The 22902-nt window shown below is 37.7% G+C and carries 18 protein-coding genes and 1 pseudogene; 2 read left to right on the top strand and 17 right to left on the bottom strand.

Annotated features, from left to right (window positions below):
- Positions 1-38 precede the first annotated feature (38 nt).
- A complete protein-coding gene (locus tag ACZ5AE_RS11195; protein ID WP_464572258.1) occupies positions 39-2345 on the bottom strand; it encodes a glycoside hydrolase family 3 C-terminal domain-containing protein in 2307 nt (768 codons plus the stop codon).
- A gap of 167 nt (positions 2346-2512) precedes the next feature.
- Between ACZ5AE_RS11195 and ACZ5AE_RS11190 the strand changes: the two genes are divergently transcribed.
- Positions 2513-3748: a helix-turn-helix domain-containing protein gene (locus ACZ5AE_RS11190; protein WP_464572256.1), complete on the top strand. Its 1236-nt coding sequence runs from the start codon at positions 2513-2515 to the stop codon at positions 3746-3748.
- 139 nt (positions 3749-3887) lie between these two features.
- Here the strand turns inward: ACZ5AE_RS11190 and ACZ5AE_RS11185 are convergent, their stop codons facing one another.
- The 10 genes and pseudogenes from ACZ5AE_RS11185 to ACZ5AE_RS11140 all read right to left on the bottom strand — a co-directional run bounded on the left by ACZ5AE_RS11185 (position 3888) and on the right by ACZ5AE_RS11140 (position 13977).
- Positions 3888-4889, bottom strand: coding sequence for a zinc-binding dehydrogenase (locus ACZ5AE_RS11185; RefSeq protein WP_464572254.1), 1002 nt, complete (start codon positions 4887-4889; stop codon positions 3888-3890).
- 176 nt (positions 4890-5065) lie between these two features.
- A pseudogene (locus ACZ5AE_RS11180) lies at positions 5066-5167 on the bottom strand (gluconate 5-dehydrogenase); the annotation flags it as partial.
- Between the two features lie 1341 nt (positions 5168-6508).
- On the bottom strand, positions 6509-6664 hold the full coding sequence (locus ACZ5AE_RS11175) for a hypothetical protein (RefSeq protein WP_464572252.1): 156 nt from the start codon (positions 6662-6664) through the stop codon (positions 6509-6511).
- Positions 6665-6761: 97 nt separating this feature from the next.
- A complete protein-coding gene (locus ACZ5AE_RS11170; RefSeq protein ID WP_464572250.1) occupies positions 6762-7319 on the bottom strand; it encodes a hypothetical protein in 558 nt (185 codons plus the stop codon).
- A gap of 430 nt (positions 7320-7749) precedes the next feature.
- The gene (locus tag ACZ5AE_RS11165; RefSeq protein ID WP_464572248.1) at positions 7750-8829 is read right to left on the bottom strand and encodes an alpha/beta fold hydrolase; all 1080 of its coding nucleotides are present in this window, start codon (positions 8827-8829) and stop codon (positions 7750-7752) included.
- 20 nt (positions 8830-8849) lie between these two features.
- Complete coding sequence (locus ACZ5AE_RS11160) at positions 8850-9428, bottom strand: polyhydroxyalkanoate biosynthesis repressor PhaR (RefSeq protein ID WP_464572246.1); 579 nt, start codon at positions 9426-9428, stop codon at positions 8850-8852.
- A 277-nt stretch (positions 9429-9705) separates the two neighbouring features.
- Positions 9706-10305 carry a hypothetical protein gene (locus ACZ5AE_RS11155; protein WP_464572244.1) on the bottom strand — a complete coding sequence of 200 codons (600 nt, stop codon included), beginning with the start codon at positions 10303-10305 and terminating at the stop codon, positions 9706-9708.
- Positions 10306-10351: 46 nt separating this feature from the next.
- Positions 10352-11122 (bottom strand): glucose 1-dehydrogenase, encoded by a 771-nt coding sequence (locus ACZ5AE_RS11150; protein ID WP_464572242.1) that lies wholly within the window; start codon positions 11120-11122, stop codon positions 10352-10354.
- A 56-nt stretch (positions 11123-11178) separates the two neighbouring features.
- A complete protein-coding gene (locus tag ACZ5AE_RS11145; RefSeq protein ID WP_464572240.1) occupies positions 11179-12744 on the bottom strand; it encodes a long-chain-fatty-acid--CoA ligase in 1566 nt (521 codons plus the stop codon).
- Between the two features lie 246 nt (positions 12745-12990).
- Positions 12991-13977 carry a zinc-binding dehydrogenase gene (locus tag ACZ5AE_RS11140; RefSeq protein ID WP_464572238.1) on the bottom strand — a complete coding sequence of 329 codons (987 nt, stop codon included), beginning with the start codon at positions 13975-13977 and terminating at the stop codon, positions 12991-12993.
- Positions 13978-14551: 574 nt separating this feature from the next.
- Here ACZ5AE_RS11140 and ACZ5AE_RS11135 point away from each other — a divergent pair.
- Complete coding sequence (locus tag ACZ5AE_RS11135) at positions 14552-15454, top strand: LysR family transcriptional regulator (protein WP_464572236.1); 903 nt, start codon at positions 14552-14554, stop codon at positions 15452-15454.
- 112 nt (positions 15455-15566) lie between these two features.
- Here ACZ5AE_RS11135 and ACZ5AE_RS11130 read toward each other — a convergent pair whose 3' ends face one another.
- From ACZ5AE_RS11130 to ACZ5AE_RS11105, 6 genes are all read right to left on the bottom strand, one after another.
- Positions 15567-16316, bottom strand: coding sequence for an alpha/beta fold hydrolase (locus ACZ5AE_RS11130; RefSeq protein ID WP_464572234.1), 750 nt, complete (start codon positions 16314-16316; stop codon positions 15567-15569).
- A 91-nt stretch (positions 16317-16407) separates the two neighbouring features.
- Entirely contained in the window at positions 16408-17934 is a 1527-nt protein-coding gene (locus ACZ5AE_RS11125; RefSeq protein ID WP_464572232.1) for a class I adenylate-forming enzyme family protein, read from the bottom strand.
- A 115-nt stretch (positions 17935-18049) separates the two neighbouring features.
- Positions 18050-19129: a phosphotransferase family protein gene (locus ACZ5AE_RS11120; protein WP_464572230.1), complete on the bottom strand. Its 1080-nt coding sequence runs from the start codon at positions 19127-19129 to the stop codon at positions 18050-18052.
- A 38-nt stretch (positions 19130-19167) separates the two neighbouring features.
- Positions 19168-20367, bottom strand: a complete 1200-nt coding sequence (locus ACZ5AE_RS11115; protein WP_464572228.1) for an acyl-CoA dehydrogenase family protein — start codon at positions 20365-20367, stop codon at positions 19168-19170.
- Between the two features lie 45 nt (positions 20368-20412).
- Positions 20413-21174: an SDR family NAD(P)-dependent oxidoreductase gene (locus ACZ5AE_RS11110; protein ID WP_464572226.1), complete on the bottom strand. Its 762-nt coding sequence runs from the start codon at positions 21172-21174 to the stop codon at positions 20413-20415.
- Positions 21175-21191: 17 nt separating this feature from the next.
- Positions 21192-22334, bottom strand: coding sequence for a CaiB/BaiF CoA transferase family protein (locus tag ACZ5AE_RS11105; RefSeq protein WP_464572224.1), 1143 nt, complete (start codon positions 22332-22334; stop codon positions 21192-21194).
- Between the last annotated feature and the right edge of the window lie 568 nt (positions 22335-22902).

Genomic DNA, 22902 nt, shown 5'->3' with positions numbered 1-22902 from the left:
AAAGCCTGCCGTTTAAAAAGCAGACGAACTCCCCAAATTTAAACAGTCATTTTTTCTTGCACTGTGTTTAATTGATTGATCATATCTGCAAGCATTTCCTCTGTAAAAGCTCCAGGAAAGCTTACAAGCGCACGAAATGGCAAATATTTCAAAATTGCAGCCCTCATCTCAGAAGACTCGGACTCGGAATCTGAATTTGATTCAATTAATGTTGAAATTGGATGATTGGCAAATGCCTTTTTCAGCAGTTCTTGTCCAAGTGGTGCTAAAACAGGGTCCGCTAACACATCCCCAACTAACGTATTTCGATGAAGTGGTTTTCGAATAGAAATCGTTGAGTAAATATGAACGCATTCCTTTAATACAATGTCATTCGAAGACTTCCCAATTAATATTTCAAATTCTCCTGTTTCGACGTGCCACTCCTTTATTTCAACGTTATAATAGGCAAAAGCTCTTTTACTTAATGTAAATGAAACTGTTTTTTCTTCACCTGGCTGCAGTTCCACTTTTTCAAAGCCTTTTAACTCTTTTTCAGGGCGAATGACAGTGCTTTCTTTATCTTTTACATATAGCTGAACGATTTCTTTACCCGCAACTTTTCCAGTATTTCTCACATTGACACTTACTGAAATCGTATCTGTATCTTTCATTTCCTTCTTATTAATAGTGAGGTTACTATAATCAAAGCTTGTATAACTTAATCCAAAGCCAAAAGGGAACAACGGTTCCACTTTTTTCGTATCGTAATATCGATACCCGACAAAAATGCCTTCCTTGTATTCGACTTTATCTGCCTCACCAGGGAAGTTTAAGTAAGAAGGATTATCACTTAAAACCTTTGGAAAGGTCTCAGCAAGCTTACCGCTCGGATTAGCGTCTCCAAATAATAAATCAGCAATAGCTCCCCCTAGTGCTTGTCCACCTAAATAGCCTTCCAGTATGGCCTTGACTTTATCGATCCATGGCATTTCAATTGGTGCACCGTTACTAAGCACGACGATGACATTCTTTTGAACTTCTGCCACTGCTTCAATTAATTGTTTATGATTTTCAGGCATTTGCAGATGCTTACGATCATATCCTTCGGATTCATAGCGATCCGGAAGTCCTACGAAAAGTATTGCCACATCGGCATCCGCCGCTGCTTTTTTCGCCTCAGAGAGTAAGTCTGCATTTGTGTCATCGCTTTTAAGGTTATAGCCTTGTGCAAATGAAATGTTCGTATTTGTTCCAGCAACAATCTTCATTTCTTCAAGAATGTTATCAAGCTTCGTTGGGTTAATATTAGAACTGCCGCCTCCTTGAAAACGCGGTTTCATGGCAAACTCACCGATAACGGCTACCTTTCCTTCTTTTTTCAACGGAAGAAGGCTGTCCTCATTTTTTAATAACACCATACTTTCGCGTGCAACTTCTCTCGCCAGCTGATGGTGATCATCCTTACTATAGGAAACGTTTTCTTTTTTGTTATCAGCTGCTTTAAAAACAATATTTAGAATTCGTTCTACTGCTTGGTCCAGCTTTTTTACGGACAGCTCACCTTTATTAATCGCATCAACTATCTTCTTTTCACCGATTCCAAGGCTTGAAGGCATTTCTAATTCCAAGCCATTTTCTAAGCCTTTTACACGCTCATTTACAGCGCCCCAGTCAGAAACAACGAAGCCTTCAAATCCCCATTCGTCCTTTAAAATTTCATTGAGCAAGTAGTTATTTTCTGAAGCATATTCACCATTGATTTTGTTGTAAGCACACATAACAGTCCAAGGCTGTGCCTGCTTGACAACGCCTTCGAAGCTAGCAAGGTAAATTTCACGAAACGTTCTTTCATCCAGCACCGCATCAATCGACAGTCTGCGGTGCTCTTGATTATTGGCAGCGAAATGTTTTAAGGACGTCCCAACTCCTTGACTTTGAACACCTTTTACATGATTCGCCGCCATTTCAGACGATAAATAAGGGTCTTCTGAAAAATATTCGAAGTTCCTCCCACAAAGTGGTGAACGCTTTATGTTTGCACCAGGTCCAAGGAGAACTCCGACATTTTCAGCTTGGCATTCCTCGCCTAATGCAACGCCGACCTTTTGAATTAATTGTCTATTCCACGTACTCGCCAGTCCTGCAGCAGATGGGAAACAAGTAGCTGGAACACTGTCGTTTATCCCTAAATGATCAGCATTTTGCTGCTGCTTCCGTAGGCCATGCGGGCCATCTGTAACCATAATTGATGGAATCCCAAGTCTTTCAATTCCCTTAAGTTCCCAGAAATTTAATCCTGAGCAAAGGCTTGCTTTTTCTTCTAATGTCATTTCTGATATTAATTTCTTGATATCTCGTTTCATTATGAACCTCCAAAAAGGAATAAATATTAGAAAGCGTTTTCTTTATTACGATTTAATTGTATTAAGTTCTTAGCAGTAGTTATGGTAATTTTTTTTGAAAAATAGTATTATCTTAATTACTAGAAAAAGTTATTTATATATAGATCTTTTTTAAAGGAAGATTTAATATGTCAATTCCTAATAATGACCACTTAGAGTATATTTGCAGGCAATTGTATGAGACCTTAAAAATCCCGTTTTTCCTAATTGATTCGAATGGCGAACTGCTTTTTGAAGCATCATCAGGTTATTGGCAAAATCCACTGTATCCTGAAAAACTAGCCTACTTAACACAGCTGAGCAAGAACGATGATCCTTCAGATTACCCGATCATTAAATCTACTAAGTTACTTGAAAATTTCCTGGTTATTAATTTGAATTGCAAGGGTTCATTCCATGGAAGTATTATTGGAGGTCCTTCAGTTTATACAAATTACTCAGAAGACATGGTAAGAAGGATGATTCATGACTTTAATATTTATAAAAATCATGAAATCATTATTCTTTACTACCAATCACTTTCAGTCATCAAGCATCTTGATTTAACACGTACCGGAATCCTTGCCCACTATATGATTTATCATCAATTGCTTGATACGGATTATGTAATCCAACAAAATCAAATAATGGAAGATCCAGTGATTCTTACGGAAAATCCCAACCTGGAAATATCCATAAAACGCCAAAATGCTAAATTACACTATGATCATTTATTAGAAAAAAATTTCTTACATGCTATCACCCAGGGAAATAAGGAAGAGGTTTTTAAATATATGCAGATCGCTCGTGAAGAGATAGAATATGGAGTTCTTTCAAAGAAAAGTCAATTAACAAATGAAAAGAATTTAGCTATTTCAGGCATTACCTTGGCAACCAGGGCCGCGATCGCAGGCGGTTTATATCCTGAAGTCGCTTTATCCTTAAGCGATTTATATATTCAAAGACTAGAACAACTGCAGAACATAAATGAGGTAAAAAAATTATTGAAAAAAGCATATGGAGACTTTGCTGATCGAGTTCACTCCAGCAAAATTGAACAGGATTCGAAACCAATTTCACTATGTATGAATTATATTTTTAAGCATGTGTATGAAAAAATTACATTGTCTCAATTATCAGAACTGGTACAATTGAGCCCACCATACCTATCCTCACTTTTTAAAAAAGAAACAGGTGTTTCTTTGAGCGAGTATATCCAAAAAGTGAAAATAGATGAAGCAAAAAATTTATTATCCTTAACCTCCTATTCTTTATCCGAAATTTGTACTTTGTTAAACTTTACGGATCAAAGCTATTTTATAAAAGTATTTAAGAAATTTACAGGAGTTACACCAAAGCATTTTAAGGATCATCCTATCCAATGAAGAGACCATGGTAGGGAAATCGACTTTTTATCTGAAATTGGCGTTCTAAGACGAAGGGAATCTTCTTTAGCAAAGATTCCCCTTGTTTTCTTACTTTATAGACACTTGTTTTTCTTGCTCTTCATTCGGTTTAGCGAAATCATTTATTGGGCCGAGTAAAAATGCGGCCACGTGTTTTTCCTTGAGCGAATTGTTCTAATACTTCGTCCAATTTGTCAAAAGGAACTTCAGTGAGTTCCGGCGTGTAAACACCTTCGGTGATTAATTCGTAAACTTTTTTAAGATCTTCCTGTGTCCCACCTGACGAACCAATTAATTGGATTTTTTTAGTAACGAGTAAATTGGTACTGATGGTAGACTCGATTCTTCCAAGTCCGACTTGAACGACGCGTCCGTATTTGGCAACTGCTTTGATGGCATCGGCGGTTGTGGTGCCAAATCCGGCAAAATCAATAATTACAGATGGTTTCTTGGCACTTAGCTGTAACACATCTTTAAAACATCCTGCAGCGCCATTTTTGAGGGCTTCTTTGAATAGATCTTCATTAACATCTACACCATATACTATAGCACCAGCAAAGGAAGCAGTTCTAAGTCCATTCATACCCAATCCTCCGAGTCCGATAATTCCAACAACATCACCAGCTTTCACTTTTCCAGCTGTCATAACTGCACTATAGGCGGTAGTAATTGCATCTGTAGCAACTGCACCTAACTCGAATGATACATTTTCTGGCAACGGAATAAGTCGTGATGCACGAACCAACATTTGCTCCGCATAACCTCCGTTTACATGAAGACCAGGTGCGCTGCCGCCACGCGGCCCATTTGCGGTCCCAGCACCTAATCCGACGTCATCCTCATCATGCCCTTCTCTTAGAGAAACACCAACTCGGTCGCCTACCGTAAATCCGACGACACCTTCACCTATCTCTGCAACAGTACCAGCAACTTCGTGTCCAAGCACCATGGGTCTATGGTCAAGAGCATAAGTCATTGTACCATCCACTATTCCAACGTCAGAATGACACATTCCCGCAGCCTCAACATTGATGACAACCCAGCCGGGTTTGGCTTTCGGATTAGGCAGGTCAACCAACTTCATTTTTTCTCCAGCGTTTTCAAATAACCATGCTTTCATGTTCTTCTTCCCCTTTATCTGCGATCCATCTGTAAATTTGGATTAATAATCGTGATATCCATTGATCAGTATAATACAAAAAGCAGGTTTAAAATATTTTAATTTATACTTAATATAGGTTAAGTAAAACTAATGGGTGAACTACGAATATCAAAAAGGAAAAAAGGAATTGGCTGTGCTTCTGCAAAAGCAATAGCGATTTGTTTTCCAATCCCTGTTCCTCCCCCAGTAACAATTGCTGTTTGGTTGGTTAAATCAAATAATTCCTTAACATGCATTTCTATTTCCTCCTGTGCAAATTCTATTAAAAGTTAATTTTTTATAAAGTACTAATCAAAAGATTGTCAAATTGTTAGAATTATCCTCTTAAACGAAGTTCTCTTTTCAGTATTTTCCCAGAAGGATTTCTCGGAAGGGACGGAGCCACTTCGAGCACCTTTATATTCTGAAATTTAGCTAATCTCTCATTGCAATATTTAATTATTTGCTGTTCGTCAACCACCGACTCTGGCTTTAATACGCCAACTATCATTAATTGTCGATTAAATTTAGGCTTGATCCCTTCAATTTTAGCAAAAGGAAAAAAACTCTGTGTATTCGCATTTCTAGATACGATCACATAGAGGTGTTTAAATACATTACTATTTTTACCCTGAATTCTTAATAAAGCTCCATTTGTAATGACAAGTGTTATGCCAAGTTAATCATAAGAAATATTTCTTGATATTTCCGATTCACTTGTTTTACATGGTCTCTTATCTAACGCATGGTTGCTTTTTGGACACACTTTATCTCGCCCTCAAATGTTAAGCAAAATAACAAATGAAATAACCTTAGCCATTTAGAATTTATGGCTAAGGCTTCCTATTGCAATTGTATATGATTTGAATGAGGATTTACGATTTTTTCTGGGAATCCTTTTATATCTCTGACAGCCATGAATGCTTTTTCCAGCTCCAGTTAGAAGAATGGCTAACACATCACTGACTTTGTTATGCTTTTGAAGGCTTCGACTAATTCATGAATTACTTCTGTACTCAATGTATATCCTAATAAATTAAAGCTTTGTATCATATCTTGAAAGACTTTGTAATTAATCCCCATTGTTCCTCGTCAGATAGTTCACGGTAATTAACTTTTACCATTATAAACATATTTAGATAATTTTTAAGCAAACCAGCTAGCATCTTTACACCTGTATACATTTCAATTCCCCTCTCCTATACAATTTAATGTATGAGCCGCTAACTCATGTGGATGAACAGCACATAAAGCCCCTCTGTGCTTTCCAATGGGTGTTCTTACTGCTTCAACAATCACAACTTCACGCTAGGGTATGCATCTTCCAACTCAATTTAGTACTAAAATTTAAATAATTCAGAATTATAGCAATTTACCATATTTTAACTTCCTGTATCGTTAATGTAAAATACATATTAATTAACTTTGATTAATAAATAGTTAATTATTAACAGCTTTCATCGATGAATAGAATTGATCATCACCCAATTCTTTGCGAAGTTCGTTCACGGTCACGATTATTAATCAGAAAATTCATAACCCAAAAACAAAAGTCCCCATCCAAGTATATGGATGGGGATTTTCATTCGAATCTTGATTCATTTCAATTCTTGTTCTGGGAATTTGTCATCTTTTGTTTTTGATTCTATTACATGAACAAGTTCTTCTATAATATCGTTTAATTTCATTAAACTTGTATCTTTTCCTAAAATGCTAGAAGTTTTGTATAGTAAAGTTTTTTCTTGTTCATTCATACAAATCCCTCCATTTTTAAAAGAATGCTGAATAAAGAATAATTAATAATGTAGAAAAGTTCACCCGATTAAAAATGTGTCTCAAAAGATTTGTAAATTATTTACTTGGTTTAACTAGTACACGCACGCTATCTTCCACTCGATGAGCAATATTTAGGTGGGTATTTCTTGCATGTTTAATATAATTATCTGTGACAGCTCCCCAAGAATTTCGTGCTTCATTTATAAATTTTATGAATGCCACATTGTTTTGTTCAAAAACCTTTTCTGTTTTTTCCATTAAATCAAATGCTGAGTTAATAGGAGTTAAATAAAGCTCCTCTAATTTACTAGCTGCTTCACTTACATGACTCTTTAAAGATACAGTCAGTTCATGAGTAGTTTCATTTGTTTGAAAATTATTGTTTTGGAACAACCTTTTACGGGAATCTCTATTAATTTTTATTGCTTGTTCAAAAAGACCCTTTAAAGTTTTGCGGTATACTCCATTATACTTTGTTGTTTCTTTTATTACCTTTAAGTAAAGTTCTTGGCGTTGTTCTCTAAATTCTCTTGTACGAGAGACTGCACCTTCAAATTGATCCCAGAATGTCTCAATAATTGAATCTGTCATATAGCTAGATTCATTTTGCTCCTCTACTTCTGGAACCTCCACCTTTACAGCCTCTCCCTTTGGAACCACTGCTTTTTTACAACTTCTTCTTTTTGATCAATTACCTTTTGGGCCATAATTCTTTCCTCCTCATTTACTTTAACTATTTCTCTATTTTATCCTCCCTATGAAAGGGTGGTATGTAGAGTTCAAGATAAATTTATAAAAATTTCTATATATATGTATTTTACATATACATGTTTTAATGAGTCAATATTAAAATACCATATTTTCCATATATGTGTTTTACATATATGTTTCATGTGGTCAGTAATTAAAAAAATTATATAGTCATTTTGTCAGCAACCTGAAATTTACTTACAGAGAAAAGCCTCAAATAGAGGCTTTCTTTAAGATGAGATGTGAACTTAGTGACACCTTTGCCACTGTTTGTTGGCTTTCAATGTATTACGCTCATTTGACCCTGAATATTTTAGTTTTGAACTTGTTTAGAACGCTCGATCAGCCACTTATCCATATAGTCTGGACATTTGTCAGATAGAAACATTCCAATATGTCCTGTTACAAACTTCTCATAGGTCTTGTCTTTGCTAGAAACCAAATCCATGATTGGCAGACTTGCAGCTTCAGGGACGACAGTGTCATTAGCTGCAGTCATGACAAGTAAGTTTGCTCGAATATTGCTAAGATCAATTCTTTTTCCTCGGACGATTAACTCACCTTTGATAAGCTTATTTTCAATGATCAACTCATTAACTATTTGCCGGAGAACTTCGCCTGACATTGGAACATGATCCTTCGTCCACATATCCATTCTCGCCCATTTATCCATAAATTTATCGTTATGACAATGATTAAGGAGCATAGCATATGAACTAAAGTGAACAGGTGTAGAAATGAATCGGCCAAGATAGTGCATGTATCTTGCGGGAATCAGTCCATTTACATCAAAAAAACGATCAACACCTATTTCCTTATTTAGGATTGCTTCAGCTATTTTATCTGGCAGAATTTGTGTAATGACTCTAAAGTCAAAGGGCGGCGTTGAAAGAATTAAATTTTTAATCGGTTCCTCTGAAAAGGATGCATAGATGGAAGCCATTACACCACCCAAGCAAGCTCCCCAAATCGTAATCTCATCTGCATTGGAATGACGAAGAGCCCTTTTTACTGCTTTTTGTAGATAATCCACAATATAATCATCGAGCGTTATCCCTTTATCTTCATATCCCAGTACTCCCCAATCCAGCAAGTATACATCGTAGCCACGATTAACAAATTGTTCAATCGCACTTATACCTGGAGCCAGATCAAAGATGTATGGCTTATTTACTAAGGAATAAACAATAAATATTGGTGTACTATGTTTTTTTCCCACAGCAGGATAATGCCATAATGTTGCTTTATTTTTCTTCCAAACTACCTGTCTTGGGGTATGGTTAACCTTTGGTTTCGGATCATTCAATCTATTAATAAAACGATTCCATCGTTTCTGTTCTTTTATGATATCAAGTGATGGAATATTCTCTATTAATTGGGATATCATTGCCATATTCATTTCTCCAGTTCAGCTTATTTTTTATTACCAGCTTTAGCTGGTTCAAGTTGTTTGGATTTTTGCTTCTTCATGTCAGGTAAATAGTTAACCTCTGAAGAAATGATAGACTTCAATAATTCTTTCATCGAACTCATTTCTTCTTTGAGTTCAATATATTCTTTTTTATATTCGCTTAATTCTGCTTTTTCTTTCTTGAACTCGGATAATTCAGATTTTAAGTGATTTATCACTTTCAGAACTTCTCTTGATGATTCTACAGTACTCACAATTTCTTGATTCGTTTTATCAATAGAGTCGTTTACATTCCATAGCTGTTCTTCTAAATCATCAAGTTTTTCTTCAGTTTGTATGGCGATTTTTGCCACATTTGCCAGGTCGGTTTTTGTTGGTATGTTTAATTGCGAAGCTAACAATTCTTGGTTCTTACTAAAACGCTCCTGTAAAAGAGAATGTGTAAGAGAACCCCTACCTATTAGACGGACAATTTCCTTATTATCCGTAATCTGATATACAAGATCATTTATCTGTTTTTCCAATTGACCACTAAGTTTAGTTAATGTATCAAACGGATCGTACGGTCTGTTATTTGACATCCTTTTGCCAGCCTTTCTTTACTTTTTGGCTGTGTTATTAATCTTGGCTGTTGATTTCCACTCCAGGCGGCTTCGCTTTCCGCGGCGTTCCGGGGGCGTTCCGGGGAGCCTCCTCGGCGCTATGCGCCTGTGGGGTCTCCCCAGCACCGTACTCCCGCAGGAGTCTTCGCCGCCTTCCGCTCCAATCAACGGGTGGAAAAATCAATAATATCCTTTAACACAGCCTACTATTAATAAATCAAACATATATCTATAAAATTCTAGTTCACAAACCGAACTATATTTCCTCGCACTTTGGTGACACTTTACTTAATGGATCAATGAACTTATTAAAAGGAAATAAAACGTTATTAATAGGTTTGGAAAGTAAATGAATTACTTTTTCTTGACTATTGTGAATAACCCTTGTCTTCCCTTTTATCCTTTCCACTAACCTTTCTCGACTGTTACGTCTAATTTCAATATATTTCTCTGTTGTTTGAACTAATTTTTCAAGAAATTCAGGTCTTGAAAGCTTTTCAACAGGCTGCTTTGAAAACTCCATTACTTTATTATGGAATTGCTCAAAGTTTTGATTGATATCAAAATATGAAAATTTTGGAAATGCCAATGAAAGGGCTGTTGTGTATAAAAAAAACTGGTTTCTTGCCTTTTTTTCCCAATCTAATTGTTCTTTTGTAAACTGTTGAATAAGTTCCTTCGCATTTTGTTGATTACGTTTTACATTCTTAACTAAATTTTTTACTGATTTTAAAAGAACCTCTTCTCTTTGACTCGCTCGTTCGCTCCATACATCCAGTTGTTGATATACTTGATTCCATAGTAGATCTAAACTCTTAATTTCTCTAACATTGGTGCTAGTATTCTCTTTATACATTCAACTTCACCCTTCTTATATCTTTTTATCTTTCATTCACAGATTATTAATAAACAATGGCAGCTTGTATTCCGCCGTCTACCCCTAGTACCTGACCAACTACAAAATCAGAAGCATTCGAGGCTAAAAATAAGGCTGCTCCCTTCATGTCATAATTTGAACCTGAGCGTCCAATAGGTGTAAACCTTTTTGCCTTTTCAATAATAGGGTCTGCCATTTTTGTATGGAAGAATCCTGGTGTAATGCAATTTACTTGGACATTTTTAGGTGCAAGCTTGACAGCAATATCTTTCGTAAAATTGATGACAGCACCTTTACTTGCAGAATAGCCAATAGCGTCACCTATTTCTGGCGTTTGTCCACCTAACCCGCAAACAGAAGCAATATTTATGATTTTACCTGATCCTTGCTCGACCATTAATTTGGCAACTGCTTGTGAGAATAGGAATACACCTTTTGCATTTACGTTCATCACTTTGTCCCATTTGTCCGCAGGCATTTCTAACACAGGTGCTGCCCAAGTAGTCGCGCCATTATTGACTAAAATATCAATCCTCCCAAATTTCTTTAATGTCTCGGAAATTACATAATTGATATCATCTGGATTTGATACATCGCATTTTAGTGCAAGTGAGTCAACCCCCATTTCATTTAGCTGATTACAAACTTCTTGACATACTTCAACTTTACGGGAACATAAAACCACATTTGCTCCTGCTTCTGCATAAGCAAAAGCAATTTGTTTTCCAATCCCAGTTCCTCCTCCAGTTACGATCGCCGTTTTATTAGTTAAATCAAATAATTGCTTTACGTTCATGTCAATTTCCTCCAGTTGTATTTTTAATATTCCGAGAATTATAAACTTTTATAAACTTAGTTAATTATTCTAGATTGTCCATTCCAGTATTGCATGCGTAAGTCACGTTTTAATATTTTTCCTGCACCGTTTTTCGGCAGCTCAGTCATAAAATCAACTGATTTTGGAACTTTATAGTTTGCAAGATGTTGGCGAACATATAATATAAGTTCTTCCTCGGTCACACTATTTGCTGTTTTCAGTACTACCACTGCTTTCACCGCTTCTCCCCATTTTGCGTCCGGTACTCCAATAACCGCACATTCCAACACATGGGAATGCTTGTACAATACACTTTCAATTTCAGCAGAGTATATATTTTCACCGCCGGAAATAATCATGTCCTTGGCACGATCCACAATGTAGAAGAATTCGTCTTCATCTTTGTAACCCATATCTCCTGTATAATACCAGCCATCCTTGATTGCTTTCGAAGTTTCTTCTGGTAAATTCCAGTATCCCTTCATAATATTTGGCCCCTTAGCAATTAACTCCCCTATTTCCCCTGCAGGAAGTTCAGTTCCTTTAGAGTCGACAACCTTCATCTCCACTCCTTGAACAGTTTGGCCACAAGATAATAAACGCTTCCCTACATGATCTTTTGATTTTAGTAATGATACAATGGGAGCTGCCTCTGTCATTCCATACCCTTGGAAAAACTCTACCTGTGGCATCAGCTCGGCACATTTTTTTAATAATTCAGGTGACATAGGCGATCCGCCGTAAAGAAGTTTCTTCAATGCACTTGCATCCTTTTGATTAAAGTCAGGTGAGTTAATCAGCATATTAATCATCGTCGGTACCAGCAGCATGCACGTTGGTTTAATTTTGTTGATGGATTCAAGGACATCCTTAGGTGTAAATGAGCGGACAAAGGCATGTGTTCCACCGACCATGGTTAGTCCAAAAATCCCGCCCGCTTCGGCCAAGTGAAACATTGGTGCAGCGTGTAGATAGGTATCCTTTTCTGTGTATGGTAAACTTACCACTGCATGAAATGCATTCGTTAATATGTTTTTATGCGTAAGCATGACACCTTTGGAGCGGCCAGTAGTACCTCCTGTATAAAAAATACCGGCTACATCTTCTTCATGGATGTCTTCTACAGTAAAAGTTTCTTCTTTCTGCTCTCTCAGGAGTCGTTCATAGGAGTGAACTCCTTCTATACCATCAAACCCTTCTGCAATATCCTCATCCTCAGCCAAAACAATATGTCTTAACATTTTAACGTGAGTTTTAAGTTCAGGAATTATCGATAAAAATTCCTTATGCAAATACAGTACTTCTGCTCCAGAATCATTTAAAATATCTACTATTTCTACAAGATTAAGTCTCGTATTCAGCGGAACTATGATGGCTCCCGCTGCCATTACCGCATAGGTAATTTCTATATATCGAAATTCATTTAACATTAACTGCGCAACCCGATCCCCTTTATTTACTTGCAGTTGAATCAAGGACTGTTTTACTTTTGCAGTCCGAGATGCAAATTCTTTATAGGAAAATTGGTGATTCCCATCGATAATCGCTGTTTTCTCCGAGAAATTACGTGATGTATGACTTAATCCTTTTGTTGCTAACATTAATCTTACCCCTCCGATTAACCAGTGATTTTTTTACATAAATCGAGTTTCGCATATGCCCTAAATTAGTTTATTGGGACATTAATGCAGAATGAAATATAATGTTTTACTAGATCCCCTTATCTAAAATTGTACCCGCTTACTTTTTCTCCATGAATCACCTCCCTTCATTATCTTTAACGTTTAGTAACCATGATCAGTTTTCTCATTAAATCGATTAATGTACTAATAGGATTAATAATAGATTTAACAATTAGGACGGGTAAAAATACGCCCCCGTGTTTTTCCTTCACGGAATTGCTCTAAATAATAGTTAAGTTCATTAAATGGGACTTCTGTTAGTCTCGGGGTAATTAAACCTTTTGCAAGTAATTGATAGACCTGTCTTAAATCCTCATGAGTTCCACCCAATGATCCTTTTAATTCGATTCGGCGTCTAATCAGTACTTGTGTGTCAATGATCGCTTCAAGCTTTCCTAGTCCTACTACAACAACACGTCCATTCACATTTACCACCTTCACGGCCTCGGAAGTTGTCGTACCCATTCCTGCAAAATCAATAATGACATTCGGCTTAACAGATCTTAACTCACTAATATCTTTAAAGCATCCACTTGCTCCATTTTTCAAGGCTTCTTCAAAAAGATCTTCATTAAGGTCCACTCCATAAACACTTGCCCCAGATACTGCAGCAATACGAAGACCGTTCATTCCTAATCCGCCAAGTCCAATAATTCCTACAACATCACCCGATTTAACCTTACCGGACGACATCACAGCATGATAAGCAGTGGTAATGGCATCTGTACCAACAGCAGCCTGTTCAAAAGAAACTTCATCAGGTATTGGGATTAGACGAGAGGCACGAACCATCGTTTGCTGCGCATACCCGCCATTTACATGGATACCTGGAATACTATCGCCGAGAATGCTTCCGTTATTAACAACATTTTCATCATCCTCTGCACTCCCAGACACACCTACTCGATCACCAACTTTAAACCCAGTAACTCCTTCACCAATTTCAGCAATAGTCCCGGATACTTCATGTCCTAGGACTATAGGCAAATGAGATAACCACTTTGTTCCAGTCCCATCGGTCATTGCAATATCCGAATGACACATTCCCGCCGCTTCTATATTAAGAACAACCCAACCTGGTTTCGCCTTTGGATTGGGTAAATCAACCAGCTTCATAGGTTCTCCTACTCTTTCAAATAGCCAAGCTTTCATTTTTATCCCCTTTTTTCACTTTTTTTAAATTTGGCTCTGTTAAACGATATTGTTGTTTTTTATACCCTGTTGATTAAAGCGGAATGCGCTCGACTCCTGCGGGAGTACGGGGCAGGGGAGACCCCACAGGCGCAAAAGCGCCGAGGAGGCTCCCCGGCACGCCCGCGGGTTTGCTGAGCGCCTAGAGCGGAAATCAACAGCCATCGTTAACAGAGCCTTTAATCTAGTAAAGCATCGTTAGGATTGATGATTACGCTGTTAATTGTTCAACAATTCGAATTAATTAATGAATCTTGTTTCATTATAATTTAATAATAGGGTTTAGAGGAATTTAAACTTAATTAACATCATCTTAAAAATCATTAAAGGTTCTTTCAAACACATCGTGAAAATGCATTGGATCAAATATAGAGGCAACAAAATAGTTTTATAAACGCCTAATCAGAATAGAATAATGGTAAAATTTACATTCAATTAAAAATAATAGTAAATCAGAAGGTAAATCTGTTACAATATTAGACAAATCTAATTATTATAAGCAGCTTTAGGATAAATTAAAGAGGTTGATATATTTATGAAGATAGAACAACTTGAGTATATGGTGGAAATCGCGAAGACAGGATCATTGTCCAAAGCAGCAGCCAATTTAAATATCACACTTTCTGCTGTTAGCCAATCTATTTCCAACCTCGAGTCAGAGCTTGGAATCCTGTTATTTCACCGGAGCCATTTGGGAGCAACACCAACTCCCGAGGGTCTAATCATCTTAAAAAAAGCATATCATGCCATGAGTATCCTTCAGGAAATAAAAATGGATGCTTTAAACTTTTCAGAACCTCAATTCAAGGAGATAAGCGTTTCTAGTATTCCCGGGTTAATGCCAGTGGCTTTAAATACTATCAAGAGTATTAAGAGAGACTACCCTCAAACCAAGATTATTATGACAGAGAAAAATATGACAGAAATTACAGAGGACATACGGCAGCAAAAAGTCGATATTGGATTGACGATATTATTTGATGATTATTTATTTGAAATTAAACAATTTTTAACAGGACGACTGTTTGATAGTAAACTTGTATTGGTCGTAAGCCGAAAGTCTTTTCTTGCGCGGTATAAATCCATTTCCATTGATGAACTGTTAAAACTACCGCTGGTAATCCATAATGCTGAGATATTACAACGTATGCTGGGTCTGTTAACCAATGAATTCGGCCCATTGAATATATTATTTTATACGAATCACTCGGGTACCATTCAAAGGTTAGTACATGAAGACTTTGCCGCTACAATTGCGATGGATATCCCTTTTAGGCATAATTCATCTATAATAAGTAAAGAGTTTACTTGTATTGAAATAGAATTTTCTCGCTGGAGACCTTTACCAGTAGGATGGGTGTGTTCGAAAGATAAATTAATATCCGAACCGGCGAAGATATTTCTTGCAAGATTAGAGGAAGACTTTTCAAAAAGCTAAAACATAAATTCATTTTTATGTCCTATCTCCTCACCATGAATTCTATTTTTCTAAACTTATAAAAAAGCTAAATCCTCACTGTTAACAGTGAGGATTTAGTATTTAGCCTACATTAAATTACTTTTTTAAAGCCCTGATTCTGCTTATTTAGAAATTCAAGCAATAATTCATTATACCTTTCTTTACATTCAATGATAGGTGCATGGCCACATTCATCCAAAATGACTAATTTTGCTTTACAAAAGGTCAATAAGTGTGTCTGTCTAGCTAATATTACCGGTAAAAGTTTGTCGTATAATCCTCCAATAATTAGAGTTGGTACTTTAATAAAAGGTAACATGAATAAATAATTTGCTCCTATTGTTGCTTTTGCTGTTTTAATATATGTTTCATCCTTTAATAATAAAGCATCTTTTACTTCTTGGATAAATTCTGGTTTTTGATCATATAAACAATTGGAAGCGGCCGCTGAAACTATATTTTCTCTAGGTGCCGATAAAAATAGGTCAATTTTCTTTTTAAGAAACCACTTTGCCCCAGTTTTCGGAAGATATGAAGTGGTATTTGTTAAAATCATGGATCTTACTCTCTTTGGAAATAATTTGTAAATTTCTTGTACTATAATTCCACCTAAAGAAATCCCACAGAAGTGTGCTGATTCTATTCCTAAATGATCTAGCAGGCTCATAATATTTTTAGCAAAATTCGGTATCGATATATTTTCTACGTCATTTGATTCACCATGCCCTAATAAGTCAGGAATAATTAAATGATATGATTCTGAAAGCTCATATTGATTTTTCCAGCTTTCTTTTTTACTGCCAAAGCCATGAATCAATACCAATGGTTCACCTTTACCCATATCTAGATAATGGAACACCACCAACAACAACTCCTTAAAAAAGATAGTGTTATTAGGAAAAGAGTTTTCATAGATCGTTTGTTTTTTAGAACTAACTCCTTAACCGTAGTTCTCTTTTTAGTATTTTTCCAGAGGGGTTTCTCGGAAGGGAAGGGGCCACTTCGAGCACTTTAATATTCTGATATTTTGCTAGCTTTGAATTGCAAAAATCTAACAATTGCTTTTCGACAATATCTGAATCTGACTTTAATACAACAACAGCTTTTACCGCTTCCCCCCACTTCTCATCAGGAATACCTATGACTGCAGCGTCCAGAATATCAGGATGTGTAAATAGAACATCTTCAATATCCTTCGGATATATGTTGACACCACCGCTTATAATCATATCTTTTTTGCGGTCGAGCAAATAGTAGAATCCTTCATCATCTACTTTGCCCATATCCCCAGTCTTAAACCAACCGCCTGGTAAAAATGATTTTTCCATTTCTTCCGGCAGCTTATAATACTCACTAAATAATCCAGATCCCCGAACGACAAACTCGCCTTCTTCCCCAACACCTACATCTATACCTTCATCATCAACTAGCCGGACTTGAAAAAAGGGACACTGTTGACCGACACTGCTTGTTTTACGAATGACATCATCTGGACGAAGGATAATAAACGCACTGGTTTCTGAACACCCGAAAAATTCTGATAAATTTGTCTTGAACTTCTCGATAATCCGCTTTTTAACAGACTCAGCTAGTGGTGCTGCAGCACAAAGTAACATCTTCAAAGACGATAAGTCAAAATCATCAAAATCTGGAACCTGCAACATCATTACATATTGTGTAGGTACAAAAAACGCAAACGTTACCTTTTCATTCTGAATTATAGATAGCGTATCTCTTGGATCAAAATCTCTTGTAATGACAAGTTTGGTACCCGTCAAACCTATATAAAATGAAAATAAATGGCCAACACTATGATACATAGGAACAGATATCAATACAGTATCACCGAAATTTAATTTCCATTCAGTTGCCCCGATAAATGCCCGGTAAATCATCGTTTCATGTGTAAATATAATTCCTTTTGGTAATGAAGTGGTACCTGATGAGTAGATCATGGCCGCAACGTCTTTACCAGTCACTTCAATATTAGGTGGCTCCGTTGATCCATAGGAAATGAGTTTCTCATAATCAAGGTAAATGGAGGATGATTCTGTTCCACCGATGATGATTGTCGAATTAGCAGTAATTGTATGCAGAACGTCTAAGACCGTTTCGAATGCTTCCAGTTTTTCCACCTCTACGAAGGCATGAGTTGCATCCGAACTATTCAGTAATGTGCGTAGATCATTCCCTTCTATCATGTAATTAACTGGTACCGCTACCGCTCCTGCTGTAGATAGCGCATAAAAAACTTCCAGCATTTCCATTCGATTTTTCATGTACAATACAACGTGTGTCCCTTTTTTTACACCTGCTTCAATGAGTGAATTGGCAAGCGCATTTACTCTGTCAAACAGTTCCTGATATGTCCTTTTTGTTTCTCCGTAAATTACAGCTACTTCATTTGGTTTGTTTTTTGCATAAATTGGTAACCGTTCATGTAAATTTCCGAGGTTCATTTTCTCATCTCACCCTTTTATCGTTATGGCAATAACTTGAGCATTTCTATCTGAAATCATTTATTTTTCTATAAATACACCTCCCTTCAAAATCTCGAATAAAACCTTTTACTCATTACAATCGGAAATCCCCTTTATTCAACGAATGTTCATATGCATGCTCCATGAACATTTTAGCCGTATTATTGAAGTTGACGAATCTCAAATCCTGGGTTGCTCCTATTTTCCAGCGATAATGCATTTGCTGCAGTACAATGGCCGTTCTGAAATAAGAAAAGGTCAAATAGAAGTGGAGGTTGGAGACATCTCGCTTTGTTTTCGCTGCATAGCGTTCAACAAACTCTCTTCGATTGATAAAGCTTGGATTTGCTGTAATACTTGTGAGCCCATGCTTAAGCAATTCAGGATCATCATGCTGATTCCAATATCCGAGAGTAGTTCCTAAATCGAATAAGGGGTCGGCAATCGTTGCCAATTCCCAGTCCACCACTGCCTCTACTTTTTGAAGATCAAGAGAAATAAGCATATTGTTTAATTTGTAGTCATTATGAATAAGGACAGCTTCATTTGATTGGGGAATATTCTCGACCAGCCACTTGGAAAGCGTTTCAAAAACGGAGATTTCTTCCGTCTTGCAAAGCTGAAACCGTTTAATCCAGCCATGTACCTGTCTTTCCAAAAAACCATGCGGCCGGCCAAACTCCTCCAGCATGGCTTTTTTGACATCCACCGAATGTAGTTCTGCCATGGTATCGACAACCAGATTGGAGACCTGTTTGCAGTCTGCCTCTGAAAAGGTGATCCCCATTGGAAATTCCTTATCGAAAACCAATCCGTTTTTTCGTTCCATCACATAAAATGGTACTCCGATGATACTTTTGTCTTCACAAAATAAATAAGGTTTAGGTACATACGGAAAAAACGGATGAAGCCGGGACATAATATTTGATTCTCTTTCTACGTCATGGGCTTTTGGCGGGAGAGGACCGGAAGGCGGCCGGCGCATAACAGCCTCCCAGTCTCCACACTTTATGAGAAAAGTGAGATTGGAAGCCCCCGCCTGAAACTGTTTTATTGTCAATGGTTCATCTGGCAGCCCATCGATATGTTTTTGCAGATACTGTTTAACTGCTTCCCAGTTCGTCTCGTCAATTCCATCTTTTGACACCATCTTGACCTCAAACTCTTTACTCATGCAAACAGCTCCCAACAAAGCTTTTTCTTTCCAAAAAATTACTCGGCATACTTTCTAATTTCCAATTTCGCTACGGTTTCTTTATGCACTTCATCTGGTCCATCTGCAATTCTCGTCATCCTTGCATTTGCGTACATTCTTGCCAATGGAAAAACATCGCTGAGACCGCCAGCTCCATGTACCTGAATGGCACGATCAATGACCTTACACGCCATTTCTGGGGCAGCGACCTTAATCATGGCAATTTCTGCCCGAGCTGCTTTATTTCCAACTGTATCCATCATATAGGCTGCATTCATCGTTAAAAGCCGGGCTTGATCGATATCGATGCGGGACTCCGCAATCCAATTTCTAATAACACCTTGTTCAGATATGGGTTTTCCAAAAGCTACCCGGCTTTTTGCCCGTTTAATCATTAATTCCAAGGCGCGTTCTGCTGCTCCAATCTGGCGCATACAATGATGAATTCTTCCCGGGCCAAGCCTTGCATGGGCAATCGCAAATCCTTTCCCTTCAGCCCATAAAATATTGGATACTGGAACACGAACATTATCAAAAATAACCTCTGAATGCCCATGGGGAGCATCATCATATCCAAGTACCGTTAACTTTTGGACAATCTTCACTCCGGGAGTGTCTTTTGGTACTAGCATCATAGATTGCTGCTCAAATTTCGGGGCAGAAGGATCTGTTTTTCCCATGACGATCAATATTTTACACTTTGCTGATTCAGTTCCCGATTGCCACCATTTTCGTCCATTTATCACGTAATAGTCGCCATCTCTTTGTATACTGGTTCTGATATTGGTGGCATCCGAGGAGGCCACATCCGGTTCTGTCATACTAAAAGTAGATCTTATTTCCCCTTCCAATAAAGGTCTTAACCATTTTTCTTTTTGATCTTCCGTTCCAAAGCGGTCCAAGATTTCCATATTTCCAGTATTCGGTGCATCACAGTTAAATACTTCAGGAGCCATTGCTGACCGGCCCATGATTTCACACAACGGGGCATACTCTAAATTGGTCAATCCTGCACCATTATTACTTTCAGGTAAAAATAAATTCCATAACCCAGCCTTTTTTGCTTTTTCTTTCAGTTCACTCATTACCTGCGGTTCATCCCACCGATTTTGATTTAATTGTTCCTCGTAGACAGCTTCGTTTGGATAAATGTATTTGTCCATAAATTGAATCAGCTCTTGTTCAAACCGCTTTGCTTTCTCCGATTTTTCAAACATACTTTTTTCAATCCTTCTATTTTAAGATTATTTGATCAGAATGCATTATTTCCGGTAACCACCGTCAACTGGAATGATGGCACCCGTGGTATAGCTCGATGCATCAGATGCAAGGTACAGAGCCGTTCCGATAATTTCTTCCGGCCGGCCTGGCCGCCCTAACGAAGTTTGACTTTCAAATTTCTTCAAGACCGTCTCATCCCATGATTTTGAAATATCAGTCAAAAATGCGCCCGGCATGATACAATTGACGCGTACTTTTGGTCCATAGGTGTTGGCAATACCAATTGTAAGCGCATGCAAACCAACCTTTGCGGCGGCATATGGTACCTCATCCTTCGTCGGACTGACCGCTGTAATGCTACTAATGTTTATGATTGAACCTCCCTCACCCCCTGCCATTCGTTTCCCCACTATAGCAGATAGTCGAAACGGTCCTTTTAAATTTAACGAGATGACGCTGTCCCACATTGCCTCACTTACATCTGCCAAGGACTCATATAATGGCGATTTCCCGGCATTATTAACTAAAATATCAATTTTTCCGAAATGCTCATAAACCGTATTAACAAGTTCATCGATTTGCTCCCAGCGCCCGACGTGACATGAGATTGGCAATGCCCTCCTGCCAAGTGCCTCTACTTCAGCTGCCACCTTTTCACAGGCATCAAGCTTACGGCTGACGATAACAATGTCAGCTCCAGCTTTTGCAAACGCTAATGCCATTTCCCTTCCTAATCCGCGGCTAGCCCCCGTAATCAGCGCCACCTTACCAGATAGAGAAAAAATATCCTCCAAAGATTTCATAACAAATTTCTCTCCTTTTATTTTTGCAATTGCTGAAGTGGATTTACTATTTCTTTGTTATGCTCACCAAGTCCCACGCCGATATGTTTATATTCGGGCTTGAAGACAGAAGTCTTAATCGGGCAAGCTACCTGTTTTTGATAGCCCCCATTTGGTCTCGGAACTTCTACAATCATTCCCCGACTCACGATTTGCGGATGCTCACATGCCTCGGCAAATGTAAGGACTGGTTCCACACAAGCCTCGATTTTAGCAAAGATTGTTTGCCACTCTGCAAATGTTTTTGAAAGGAAGGCAGTCCGAACCGCCTGTTTAAAAGCCTGAATATCCTCTTGCAGCTCACTTAAGCTGAGTTCAATCAAGTCTGGACGTTCTATTCCTTCACATAGAAGCTTACGGAATTGAGGCTCCAAACTTCCTACAGAAAAATAGCGGCCATCTTTTGTTTCATAATAGTCATAGAAGATACCGCCATTTAAAAATGTCTGCTCGAGCTCAGGGGTAATTCCTCCCATCAAATAACCGGCTGCAGTGGTAGCATTGAGGGCAAAACTGCAATCTGTCATACTGATATCAATCCACTGTCCTTCACCTGTACGGCCTCTATGGATAACAGCTGACAGGATTCCAATTACCCCATGCAAGGAACCGCCAGCTACATCCGCAATTTGAATTCCCGCTGGTGCAGGTCCACTTATTTGACGGCCTGAATAACTTGCAACTCCAGCAATGGACAAATAGTTGTTATCATGTCCTGGGCGATGGCGGCATGGCCCAGTTTGTCCAAATCCTGTGATGGAACAGTAAATTAGTTTTGGATTTACTTCTTTTAAGGCCTCATATCCTAATCCCAATCTTTCCATAACACCCGGACGGAATTGTTCAATTAAAATGTCATATTCTACAATTAACTTTTTTACGATTTCAATAGCTTCTGCTTTTTTTAAATCAAGGGTAATAGACTTTTTTGAGCGATTAATATAGCCGTGATTAACAGAATCCTTTCCATCTCGTGGATACCCATCCCTAAGCATGTCGGGCCTTGCATCGGATTCAACACGTAAGACATCAGCACCAAGATCTGCTAACATCAAGGTTGCATAGGGACCAGGAAGCAATGTAGAAAAATCTAAAACCTTTAACCCTTTTAGTAGAGTCATATACCTCACTCCAATCTTAAAATTTGTTAGCTGCTACATTTCTGCTTGAAATTCCTAATAATATTGAAGTATGAACTTGCTCTGGAGATGAATAAATGTGGAAATCGATGAAGAGAAACTTGCTGATATTTACTAATATTTCCGGTGACACACTTTAAAACAATATTAAAATTTTATTGAACAGGGTTGTTCGAAATAAAATTCAAAATATTTACTTTATTCTAACTTTTTAAAATCAAAATTGTAAAATACATAATAGTTACCCATCATTAATTTCCAGTTAATTTTAGGCTCTTTTCTAATAGATTGTTGCTTTTAACTATATTTAAAAAGCTGAGTGGATTGGAGCGAAAGGCGCTTGACTCCTGCGGGATCAAGAGGAGAGGTCGAGACCCCGCAGACGGAACGTCGAGGAGGCTCGACTTCCTCCCCGCTGAAAGCAATTACCTGTAGCGCAAAGGAACGGACATTGTTTATCCCCAAAAAAAAATTTACGAAAAGAACCTAATTTAAAAAAAGCCTTTAATCCTTTAAATTCTAGGATTAAGGCTTTTCGAATTATCTATTA

The organism is Neobacillus sp. S1227 (assembly GCF_055385255.1).
This window is presented reverse-complemented; position numbering and strand designations above follow the sequence as displayed.